Raw genomic sequence first — 10,296 nt, forward strand, 5'->3', positions numbered from 1 at the left:
GGAGGAAAAATGAAAAAAGAAAGCGTTATCCGCCTGGCGACGGCGGCGCTCATCATGTTGCTTCTGACCGCTTGCGGCGGGACCGGACGGTCCGGCAGCGCCGGCAGATCCTATGTGCCCGTCGACATGAGCTTTTCGGCGGCTTCTTACCAGCCGGACTACAGTTGGTTCCGCAAAAACAATCTGCCTGTCCCCGACGCCTTCCGGGGCGCTCCCGTGGACTATCTCGTCCCGGAAAAGGAAGTGGCCGCGGGTTCCGGTTATGAGTTTTTCGCGACATACGACGAAGACAGGGCCCTGCGCTTCTACAAAGACCTCAATGTTCGGGGCGTCGGCGACAATACGGCCTACTGGCGCTGGAAGGTCGGCTTTACGGAAGCCGAATTCGAAGCCGCCGTCACAAACGGACTGCTGAATCTCCTGCGGACAAGACCCCGGGACGTGTACCTGCTCTCGGGCGGCGACTGGGTCAATCGTTCCTTCGGGCGCGGCGACATCGGCGACGTCCGTTCCGTGGAGGTCGCTGCCCGTGGAAAATCGGGCGTCATCATTTACCTTGTCATAAAGACCAGCGAAAACACATTCCTGCTTGCCAAGGAAATCAGTGTGCGGCGGCTCTTCGCGCCGAACAAGTCCAATACGGGTTCGACCCGGGACATCAATCTCTACGGCGCCAGGGGCGGCGACGGCATCTACGGCGATACGCCCTACCGGGTCAATATGGCGCTTTTGCCTTCGGCCTATTGCGCCATTGAGAAAACGGCCGGGGGCTATGCGATCTATGGCGGCGGCAACGGCCACGGCGTGGGCATGTCGCAGTACGCGGCCTTCGATCTGACCGAAAACCACAATTATTCCTACCGGGACGTGTTGAAACGCTATTACCCCGGAACACAACTCAGCAATATGTATAAGATCGCGGGCGTCAGCAAAAACATCCGGGTCGGCGTAAGCAACGCCGGCGGCGGTCTCGCCCACTCGAGCGTAAATCTCACCAGTTCGGGCGCCATGTCGATCAAGGGACAGGGCTTTTCCATCAACGTCAAAGGGGGCGGCCGCATCCAGGCGAAAACCGAAGGCGGGAAGCTCTCCATCGCCGTCGACGGGCAACACAGGGTCAAAACCGCCCACCCGGTGATCGTTACGGCCAAGGGAACCTACCTGACGCTGACGGGGATCCGCAAAGCCCATACGGCCAATCCCGGCTACCGCGGCGTCATGGAGTTGCGGGCCGTTGGCAACGCCGTCCGGGTCATCAACGACGTCCATATCGAAGATTATTTGAAACAGGTGCTGCCGAGTGAAATGCCCAAAAATTTCGGCGTAGAAGCCCTGAAGGCGCAGGCTGTGGCGGCAAGGACCTATGCCCTCAGCGATTTTCTCAAATTCCGCTACAAAAGCGAGGGCTTTCATGTGAAAGATACCGTGGAAAGCCAGGTCTACAACAATCAACTGGAAAATGAAGAGTCATACCGGGCCATTGAGGCTACTGCGGGCGAGGTCCTGATCTGGAATGAAAAACCCGCCGACGCCAAGTATTTTTCGGCCTCTTCGGGCTTTATCGAAGCGGCCAATTACGTCTGGTAGAGAGCGGAAATCCCGCGACCGGAACAAAGCAATTGATTCATGGGGGGAGTACAGTGTCAAGCAAGCATAAATTTATGGGCAGTGAGAAAGTGGGCAAACTGCTTTTTCAGTTTTCCCTGCCCGCGATTATCGGCATGGTGGTAAATGCCTTATATAACATCGTAGACAGAATTTATATCGGAAGAATGGAAAACGTCGGACATAACGCCATCGCGGGAGTCGGCATCGCCTTTCCCGTCATGGTGATCTCCTTTGCCTTTTCCGTGTTGATCGGCCTCGGTTCGGGCAACAACATTTCGCTCTCCATCGGGCGAAAGGAAAGAGATACGGCGGAGCGCTTCCTCGGAAACGCCACAGCCCTCGGGCTCCTGGTCTCGGTCGTGATCGGCGCGGGCATTTACCTCAACCTCGGCAGGATTATCCCCTTTTTGGGCGCCAGCGAGAATATCGGCGTTTATACGCGGGAATACCTGTCCGTTATTTGCCTCGGCTGTCCGGGCGCTATTCTGAGTTTTACGTTGAATGCGGCCATCCGGGCCGACGGGAATCCGAAAAAGGCCATGATGACCATGCTGATCGGGGCCGTGACGAATATCGTTCTCGATCCGATCTTTATTTTCAGTTTCGGCATGGGCGTCCGGGGCGCCGCCGTGGCCACGATCATTTCCCAGTACGTCTCGGCTGCCTGGACCGTCTATTATTTCTGCTCGCCCCTTTCGGGGATCAAGCTCAGACCGCAGTATATCCGGATTTTTCCGGACTTGACGAAACGCGCCCTCATGATCGGCGCCGCGCCGTTCCTGTTGCAGCTGGGCGCGAGCTGCGTCAACTATGCCTTCAACAGCAGCATGAGCAAATACGGCGGGGACCTGGGCGTAGGGGCCATCGCCATTACCCAGGCCATCATTATGTTTATGACGATGCCCATTTTCGGGATCAATCAGGGATTGATGCCGATTTTGGGATACAATTACGGCGCGAAACTGTACCACCGGGTGCGGGAAGCGCTCTTCAAAGGGATCTTCGCCTCGGTATCGATCTGTACCGTGGATTTTATTCTGATCCAGCTCTTTTACCGGCGGATCATCCTTATTTTCAACAACAACCCCGAACTTTTGGTCATCGCGTCCCGGGGTCTCAGAATTGTGTCGCTGCTGTTGCCGATCGCTGGCATGCAGGTCGTTTCGAGCATTTATTTCCAGGCCGTGGGAAAGCCCATCTTCAGCATTATCATGAGCCTTTCCCGGCAGGTCATCATCCTCGTTCCCTGTATCCTCATTCTGTCGCGGTATTTCGGTCTGCGGGGAATCTGGTTCGCGACGCCCGCGGCGGATTTTCTCGCGACGCTTCTGACTTCGGCTTTTTTGTACCGGGAAATGAAGCAGCTGCGCCAGTTGCAGCAGGAAAGGGAAGCGGCGGGCATCCCCGTCGATGAGGCCGACGATTTTGAAGAAGGGGTGCAACTTGATCTGGACGCCTGAGGCTTCCGGGGAAAAGGAGAAAGCATGTTTATCGACGAAGTAGTGATTACCGTCAAGGCCGGAAACGGCGGCGACGGCTCCGCCTCATTCCGGCGGGAAAAATTTGTGCAGTTCGGCGGGCCCGACGGCGGCGACGGCGGCAAGGGCGGCGACATCATTTTTCTGGCCGATCCCAATCTCAATACGCTGATCGATTTCCGCTACAAGAAGGTCTTTTCGGCGCAAAACGGGGAAAACGGGCAGAAAAAGCAATGCAACGGGAAATCGGGACAGGATCTCGTGATCAAAGTCCCCGTGGGGACCATGATTCGCGAAAGCGAAAGCGGCAAGTTGCTTCTGGACATGAACGCCCCGGAAATGAGAAGAATCCTCCTCAAAGGAGGCGCCGGGGGCCCCGGCAACGTCAATTTCAAGACGCCTACACGGCAGGCCCCGAAACTCGCCGGAAAAGGAAAAGAAGGGCAGGAACTCAAAATCCGCCTCGAGCTCAAACTTTTGGCCGACGTGGCCTTGGTGGGCTATCCCTCCGTGGGAAAATCCAGTTTTATTAACAAAGTTTCCGCCGCCAAATCCAAAGTGGCCGATTATCATTTTACGACGCTGGAGCCGAAACTGGGCGTCGTGCGTCTCTCCGAAGGCCGGTCCTTTGTGGTGGCGGATATTCCGGGCCTGATCGAGGGCGCCCACGAGGGCGTGGGCCTCGGGGACAAATTCCTCAGGCATATCGAGCGCTGCCGGCTCATCTGTCACCTTGTGGATATTTCGGGCCTTGAGGGCAGAGATCCGCTGAAAGACTATGCGCTTATCACGAGAGAACTGGCCAAATTCAGCGCAAAGCTCTCGGAAAAGCCCTGTCTGGTCCTCGCCAACAAGATGGACCTCCTGCCCGGCGGCGAGGAAAATTCCCGGTATGTCGCCTTCCGGGAGGCCATGGAAAAAGAGGGGAACAAGGTTTATCCCGTTTCCGTACTGGCTGGGAAGGGCATTGAGCCCGTACTCTACAAATGCTATGAATTGCTGCAGACCATTCCCCGTGAGGTACTGGAGGAAGAAGCCGATATAGAGGGCGTTTTGCGGGAAATCAAAGAAAGCCCCGAGGATTTTGTGATTACAAAGGAAAGCGACGGAACCTGGACCGTGAGCGGCCGGATTCTGGACAGCGTCCTTGCCAAATATGTGATCCACGCCGACGGGGATTCCGTGATCTCATTTTTGCATATGATGAAATCCCTCGGTCTCGAAGAGGCCATGCGGGACGCCGGAATCCAAAACGGAGACTCCGTCAGGATTGCCGACGTGGAATTCGATTACGTGGAATAGGGGGGCCTATGACAAAAGGAATCGTCATCGCGGGACCGACTGCGGTGGGTAAGACCGGCGTTTCCCTGTTTCTGGCGGAAATGCTCGGCGGAGAAATCATTTCGGCCGATTCGGCGCAGATCTACAGGGGACTTGATATCGGTACGGCCAAGATTACAACGGCTGAACGACGGGGCGTCCCCCATCATATGATAGACGTCGTCGATCTTTCGACGCGCTTTACGGCGGGAGATTACGCGCGGATGGTCGCGGGGATTCTGAGCGAAGGGGAGGCGGGAGATAAGCCGATGATTATGACCGGCGGGAGCGGGCTCTATATCCGGGCAGTGGCGGACGGCTTCGCGGAACTGCCTCCGGGAAATCCCGAAATCCGGAAACGGCTGGCGGGTATGTCTCCCGAAGTGCTTTACGGGGCCTTGCGCAAGCATGATCCCGAAGCGGCGGCGGCCATTCACGCCAACAACAGAAAGCGGGTCGAGCGGGCCTTGGAGGTTTTTCTGCTGACGGGAAAACCCTTTTCCGAAATCTCCAAAAATAATCGCCGGGGGCACAACTGGACTTTTTTGCGGATTTTTCTCCACATGGACAGAGACGCGCTCTATGCCGGGATTGACCGGCGGGTCGATGAAATGATGGCGCGGGGCTTCGTGCAAGAGGTGGAAAAATTGCGCCCGAAATACTCCCGCTATCTCCGAAGCCTCAATATTATCGGCTATACCGAGATTCTCGATTACCTTGCGGGGGCCATGACGCTCCCCGAGACCGTGGAGCTCATCAAAAAAAATTCCCGGCACTACGCCAAGCGCCAATTCTCGTGGTTTGTCAACGACGCTCATTTTACCCCGTATGATCGGGGGACCGAAAGTGACCGGGAAGTCGCGGAAAAAATTGCAAAAATGTACAAAATGTAAAAAGGACCACTTGATAAAAGCGCCGATATGTGGTATCATTTAATTATGACGTGTCACAATCTCAAAAAGGAAAAATCCAGCATAATACATTTTTTTCCGCCGGTTCTCCTGCTTTTCCTGTTTTTGGCGGGATGCGCGGGGACGGCCGGTATACAAAACGCCAAACTTCAAAACACGTTTCAAAACGAAATAGCGACCCATGACAAGCTGTACCGCCTGCTGGACGAAATCCAGACCGGGCTTGCGCGGGGGGATTCCGGAACGCTCAGGCGTTCCCTGACCGCTTCGCCGAAAAACCTGCTGATCCGGAAACGCTTGCGCGAGATTCCTTTCGAGCGCCTGCAGGTCTTTCTGGGAGAGCCCGAATTCGACCGGGACCAGGCATCTCTTGTGATGGGACTCAACTATCTGACCCATACGGAATATTATGACATCAGGTTTGTACTCAAAAACGGCAGATGGAAAATCAGGGATTTTACGAAAAAATGAGCAAGAAGGAAAACAGACTGCCATCCACCGGGTATGAGGATTACGGGAAACCTGTGATCCTATGGAGGAAAGGAGACAAACGATGAAGGAAAATGAGATCAAGATAACGATTCCTTCTTCCCTGCAAAACGTTTCAATCATCAGGGCAATGCTGAAGGCATACTTCGAGCACGAGCACGTGGACAAACACGATTCTTTCCAGTTGCTCACGGTAATTGATGAACTGTCGACCAATGTCGTGGAGCATGGATACAAGTACAGCCGCGGAAATATCATTATCCGGATCGAAAAAGAAGAGCATGAGATTTCCCTGGTTGTGGAGGACAACGGAATCGGCTTTGATGACAGCAAGCTCAGCAAAGAGGAGGGCGGTTTGGGGCTTCAGATCGCCAGAAACATTGCCGACACCTTTGTCATCGAAAAAAAAGAAAACGGTACTTGTTTCAGATTCAAAAAGAAAATTCGGGAGGTCATATAATGCATACAGAATTTGACATAAGCGAAAAAACTGCGGGAAAAATCAAAATTCTGAAAGTGATCGGGGAACTGGACGCGCTCGTTGCTCCCAGACTCAAGGAACGCTTGACAAAACTGGAAGAAGAGGACTACAAGAATTTTATCATCGATTTTGAGCAATTGGAACACATCAATAGTTTGGCAATGGGTATTTTGAGAGGGAAACTGAAGACAGTCAAAGAACTGGGCGGAAACATCAAACTGATCAAACTCAACGACCACGTCAAAGGTATATTCGAAATGATCGGACTCGATGAGATTTTCGAAATATACGAAACCGAGGAGGAAGCCCTCGAAAGTTTCAAATAATAAATCCAAAACGATCGAAACTATCGCGTACTTTTCGTACGTATTCTGATATGTCAAAATCCGATTAGGAGAGAAAATGGAGAAAGGATAAATGATGAATTATATTGTGCTTGTAGGGCCCGTCGTCCTGGGTCTCTGCGTAATTTTCGGGTTGTTGTTCAAAAAGATGTCCATTGACAAGGAGATCCGGCGGCTGAACAACCTGGAGGACGAAGTTCAGAAAGCGAAACTGAAGGCAAAGGATATCACGGAAAAAGCGGAGCAGGACGCTCACGCGAGAAGCAAAGAAATCGAACTCAAGACAAAAGACGAATTGCTGCGGTTGAAAGAAGAGGCCGACCGGGAGATCAAAAACTCCAAAAATGAACTGGCCCAAAGGGAGACAAGACTCGTCCGGAAGGAAGAAATCCTCGACGGGAAGATCGAAAAAGCCGACGAGCGGACGAAAGAACTGGAAAAGACCACGGAACAACTGGAAAAAAAGAAAGAAGAGATCGACCAGATGCGCCTCCGGCAGGAAACGGAACTGGAACGGATCTCGGGACTGTCCCGCAACGAGGCCAGAGATATCCTCATCGCCAAACTGAAGGAAGATCTCGTCCACGACACGGCGGTCGCCATCAAAGAATACGAAAGCATCCTTGAGCAGGAAAAAGAAAAGATGTCCAAGCGCGTTCTCGCCACGGCCATCAGCAAAGCGGCTTCGGAATACGTCGTAGACGCCACCGTATCCGTCGTAAACCTCCCCAATGACGAAATGAAAGGGCGCATCATCGGCCGTGAAGGCCGGAATATCCGGACAATCGAGGCGCTGACCGGCGTCGATATCATCATCGACGATACGCCCGAGGCCGTTGTGCTCTCGAGCTTCGACGGCGTCAAGCGTGAAGTGGCCAGGATCGCCATTGAGCGTCTGATCACCGACGGCCGGATTCACCCCGGCAAGATTGAGGAAATCGTCAACAAGGCCCAGAAGGAAATTGACAAGGAAATCGTTAACGCCGGTGAGGAAGCGGTCCTTGAAGTGGGAATCACGGGCGTGCATCCCGAGATCATTAAAAATCTGGGTAGACTCAAGTACCGGACAAGTTACGGGCAAAACGTATTGACCCACTCCATCGAGGTCGCGAAACTGGCAAGCACGCTGGCCAGCGAAATCAAGGGAGACGTCAAACTGGCGAAACGGGCCGGGTTACTCCATGATATCGGGAAGATCCTCGACAGCGACAACGAATATTCCCACGCCATGATCGGCGGGGAATTCCTCAAGAAATTCGGCGAAAAACCCGAAGTAATCAACGCCGTTATGGCGCATCACAACGAAGTGGAATTTGAGACCGTGGAATCGATCCTCGTGCAGGCGGCCGACGCCGTATCCGCATCCAGACCGGGAGCGCGCCGGGAGACCCTGACCGCTTACCTCAAGCGGCTCAAGGACCTCGAGGAAATCGCCAACTCCTTTACGGGCGTGGAATCGTCCTACGCGATCCAGGCGGGACGGGAAATCCGGATCGTCATCAACCCCGACGAGGTGTCCGACGACGCGGCGACCAAGATGGCCCGCGACGTGGCCAAGAAAGTCGAAGAAACCATGCAGTATCCGGGCCAGATCAAGGTAACGGTGCTGCGGGAGACGCGCGCCATCGATTACGCGAGATGACGGCGGAGCAAGAGAAAATCAAAAGAATCAAAAAGGCCGGTTTATTGCCGGTCTTTTTTGTAATACACGATTGAGAATCAAAAAAGACTCTTGACTTTTATGCAAGTTTTAGTTATAATGTAAGCACCAAAATCAAGGCGGCGGTTATTATGTTATCAAATGAATTACGGAATATCTTATCGCAAAATGGCGGGACTTTTACCACGGCGCAAGCCAAAGTCGTCGGCGTATCGAACGAGCGATTGCGGTTATTGACCAATGCCGGAGAATTGGAACGGGTAGCACATGGCGTCTATCTTCTGCCTGATGAGTTCCTTGACAAAATGTATGTGGCGCAATTGAGACGCCCAAAAATCATTTATTCCCACGAAACAGCCTTGTTTCTCCACGACCTCACTGATCGTGATCCACTCTGTTATACCGTGACTGCTCCAACCGGTTACAACAAAACAAGATTATTGGACGACGGGTTACGTGTCTTCACTGTGAAAAGGGAATTGCATGAGATCGGTGCTGTGAGAGCCAAGACGATGTTCGGTAATACAGTCACAGTTTATGGTCTTGAGCGAACAATCTGCGATTGCATCCGCAGCCGCAATCAGATGGATGGCGCCATTGTAACTGACGCGATGAGGCGTTATGTGACGCGACGCGACAAGAACCTGAACGTCCTCATGGAAATTGCGGATATTTTTTGCGTCGCCAAGCTGCTTAGAAGCTATATGGAGGTTCTCTTATGAAAACATCAACCCAGTTGAAGGCGCTTGTCCGCAATCTTTCGAAAGAAAAAAACGTGAACGCAGAGATTATCCTGCGGAATTTTATGCTTGAACGCTTCCTCGAACGCGTTTCTTTTTCGAAATACAGCAAAAATTTCATTCTCAAGGGCGGAATGCTCATTGCTGCAATCGTTGGAATGAATACAAGAACCACGATGGACATGGACGTAACTATCAAGGGAAAATCGTTGACTGAAGCCCAAATCAAAGAAATCTTTGAGGATATTCTGAGCGTCTCCATCAAAGATAACGTTGTTTTTTCCTATCGAAAAATTGAGGAAATGCGTGAAGAAGCCGAATATCCTGGTTACCGCGTTTCGATTGACGCCCTTCTGGATAAGACCCGTCAAATCATGCACATTGATATTACGACTGGCGATTTTATCACGCCGGGAGAAATCGAATACAGCTATAAGCTTATGTTTGAGAACAGGTCTATCAGCATCTTTGCCTATAATCTCGAAACTGTTTTGGCAGAAAAATTTGAAACTATTGTCAGTCGCGGTGTAACCAATTCCCGGATGCGGGACTTTTACGACATTTATGTTTTAACCGGAACACAAAAAATTGATGCAGACACGTTTCGTATGGCGTTGGTCAATACATCAAAAAAGAGGGGGACGTTCACCCAGATGGCAGATGCCTCTACCTCCATACAACGGATTGCAACAAGTCAGGTATTGATTGATCTCTGGAACCGCTACCAGAAAAATTACAGCTACGCCGCCGACCTTTCTTGGGAAATGGCTGTTAATTCGCTTCGAAAGCTCAATGAAACGCTGTGATATTGATGATGGGAATCGTTCTTCTTCCGGTACATCCAGATCAAAGGGCTATCGCAGCTCTCCCCGGAACGCGCAATCCACGATATGGTCATTCACCACGCCCACAGCCTGCAAAAAGGAGTAAATGATTGTGCTGCCGACAAACTTGAAGCCGAGTTTCTTCATGTCCTTGCTGATTCGGTCGGAAAGCCCCGTTTTCGCCGGCATTTCATAGCCTGTCTGCCAGGCGTTGACAATGGGCTTGCCGTCCACATAGCGCCAAATTAAATCCGAAAGCGAACCCAATTTCAGCGTCGCTCGGGCGTTGGTTATGACGGATTGCACCTTCAGCCTGTTGCGGACATGTATTGCTCCTTGTTACTCTACTTTAATCTTCCCGCTCAAAATCCCCATAGTCCTGTCCAAATCCCGCAATGTCTTGTGCTTGAAGCAGGGGACGCCTAGGTTTTGCGCCAGGGT

11 protein-coding genes are annotated in these 10,296 nt (G+C 52.4%); 10 read left to right on the forward strand and 1 reads right to left on the reverse strand.

Features of this window, described 5'->3' with window-relative positions; translation table 11 throughout:
- The first annotated feature begins 9 nt into the window (after window positions 1-9).
- The 10 genes from LBQ97_03365 to LBQ97_03410 all read left to right on the forward strand — a co-directional run bounded on the left by LBQ97_03365 (window position 10) and on the right by LBQ97_03410 (window position 9,837).
- Window positions 10-1,587: a SpoIID/LytB domain-containing protein gene (locus LBQ97_03365; GenBank protein MDR1831760.1), complete on the forward strand. Its 1,578-nt coding sequence runs from the start codon at window positions 10-12 to the stop codon at window positions 1,585-1,587.
- Between the two features lie 53 nt (window positions 1,588-1,640).
- Window positions 1,641-3,068, forward strand: a complete 1,428-nt coding sequence (locus LBQ97_03370; GenBank protein ID MDR1831761.1) for an MATE family efflux transporter — start codon at window positions 1,641-1,643, stop codon at window positions 3,066-3,068.
- A 24-nt stretch (window positions 3,069-3,092) separates the two neighbouring features.
- Window positions 3,093-4,388, forward strand: coding sequence for a GTPase ObgE (obgE, locus tag LBQ97_03375; protein MDR1831762.1), 1,296 nt, complete (start codon window positions 3,093-3,095; stop codon window positions 4,386-4,388).
- Between the two features lie 8 nt (window positions 4,389-4,396).
- The gene (gene miaA / locus LBQ97_03380; protein MDR1831763.1) at window positions 4,397-5,299 is read left to right on the forward strand and encodes a tRNA (adenosine(37)-N6)-dimethylallyltransferase MiaA; all 903 of its coding nucleotides are present in this window, start codon (window positions 4,397-4,399) and stop codon (window positions 5,297-5,299) included.
- A 45-nt stretch (window positions 5,300-5,344) separates the two neighbouring features.
- Window positions 5,345-5,788 (forward strand): hypothetical protein, encoded by a 444-nt coding sequence (locus tag LBQ97_03385; GenBank protein ID MDR1831764.1) that lies wholly within the window; start codon window positions 5,345-5,347, stop codon window positions 5,786-5,788.
- 82 nt (window positions 5,789-5,870) lie between these two features.
- Complete coding sequence (locus tag LBQ97_03390; GenBank protein MDR1831765.1) at window positions 5,871-6,266, forward strand: ATP-binding protein; 396 nt, start codon at window positions 5,871-5,873, stop codon at window positions 6,264-6,266.
- Window positions 6,266-6,613 carry an STAS domain-containing protein gene (locus LBQ97_03395; GenBank protein MDR1831766.1) on the forward strand — a complete coding sequence of 116 codons (348 nt, stop codon included), beginning with the start codon at window positions 6,266-6,268 and terminating at the stop codon, window positions 6,611-6,613. Before LBQ97_03390 ends, LBQ97_03395 begins: the two co-directional genes overlap by 1 nt.
- A 94-nt stretch (window positions 6,614-6,707) precedes the next feature.
- On the forward strand, window positions 6,708-8,273 hold the full coding sequence (gene rny, locus LBQ97_03400; protein ID MDR1831767.1) for a ribonuclease Y: 1,566 nt from the start codon (window positions 6,708-6,710) through the stop codon (window positions 8,271-8,273).
- A 149-nt stretch (window positions 8,274-8,422) separates the two neighbouring features.
- Window positions 8,423-9,013 (forward strand): type IV toxin-antitoxin system AbiEi family antitoxin domain-containing protein, encoded by a 591-nt coding sequence (locus LBQ97_03405; protein ID MDR1831768.1) that lies wholly within the window; start codon window positions 8,423-8,425, stop codon window positions 9,011-9,013.
- The gene (locus LBQ97_03410; protein ID MDR1831769.1) at window positions 9,010-9,837 is read left to right on the forward strand and encodes a nucleotidyl transferase AbiEii/AbiGii toxin family protein; all 828 of its coding nucleotides are present in this window, start codon (window positions 9,010-9,012) and stop codon (window positions 9,835-9,837) included. The genes LBQ97_03405 and LBQ97_03410 overlap by 4 nt, the downstream gene beginning before the upstream one ends.
- Window positions 9,838-9,885: 48 nt before the next feature.
- Here the strand turns inward: LBQ97_03410 and LBQ97_03415 are convergent, their stop codons facing one another.
- The gene (locus tag LBQ97_03415; protein ID MDR1831770.1) at window positions 9,886-10,185 is read right to left on the reverse strand and encodes a DNA-3-methyladenine glycosylase I; all 300 of its coding nucleotides are present in this window, start codon (window positions 10,183-10,185) and stop codon (window positions 9,886-9,888) included.
- Window positions 10,186-10,296: the final 111 nt, after the last annotated feature.

The sequence above is a fragment of the Fusobacteriaceae bacterium genome (genome assembly GCA_031272775.1).
GTDB lineage: Bacteria > Fusobacteriota > Fusobacteriia > Fusobacteriales > Fusobacteriaceae > JAISST01.

Bases quoted from the DNA above. Each gene is read 5' to 3' on its own strand.
- LBQ97_03365 (MDR1831760.1), top strand. From the start codon at position 10: ATGAAAAAAGAAAGCGTTATCCGCCTGGCGACGGCGGCGCTCATCATG.
- obgE (MDR1831762.1), top strand. From the start codon at position 3,093: ATGTTTATCGACGAAGTAGTGATTACCGTCAAGGCCGGAAACGGCGGC.
- miaA (MDR1831763.1), top strand. From the start codon at position 4,397: ATGACAAAAGGAATCGTCATCGCGGGACCGACTGCGGTGGGTAAGACC.
- LBQ97_03385 (MDR1831764.1), top strand. From the start codon at position 5,345: ATGACGTGTCACAATCTCAAAAAGGAAAAATCCAGCATAATACATTTT.
- LBQ97_03390 (MDR1831765.1), top strand. From the start codon at position 5,871: ATGAAGGAAAATGAGATCAAGATAACGATTCCTTCTTCCCTGCAAAAC.
- LBQ97_03395 (MDR1831766.1), top strand. From the start codon at position 6,266: ATGCATACAGAATTTGACATAAGCGAAAAAACTGCGGGAAAAATCAAA.
- rny (MDR1831767.1), top strand. From the start codon at position 6,708: ATGAATTATATTGTGCTTGTAGGGCCCGTCGTCCTGGGTCTCTGCGTA.
- LBQ97_03405 (MDR1831768.1), top strand. From the start codon at position 8,423: ATGTTATCAAATGAATTACGGAATATCTTATCGCAAAATGGCGGGACT.
- LBQ97_03410 (MDR1831769.1), top strand. From the start codon at position 9,010: ATGAAAACATCAACCCAGTTGAAGGCGCTTGTCCGCAATCTTTCGAAA.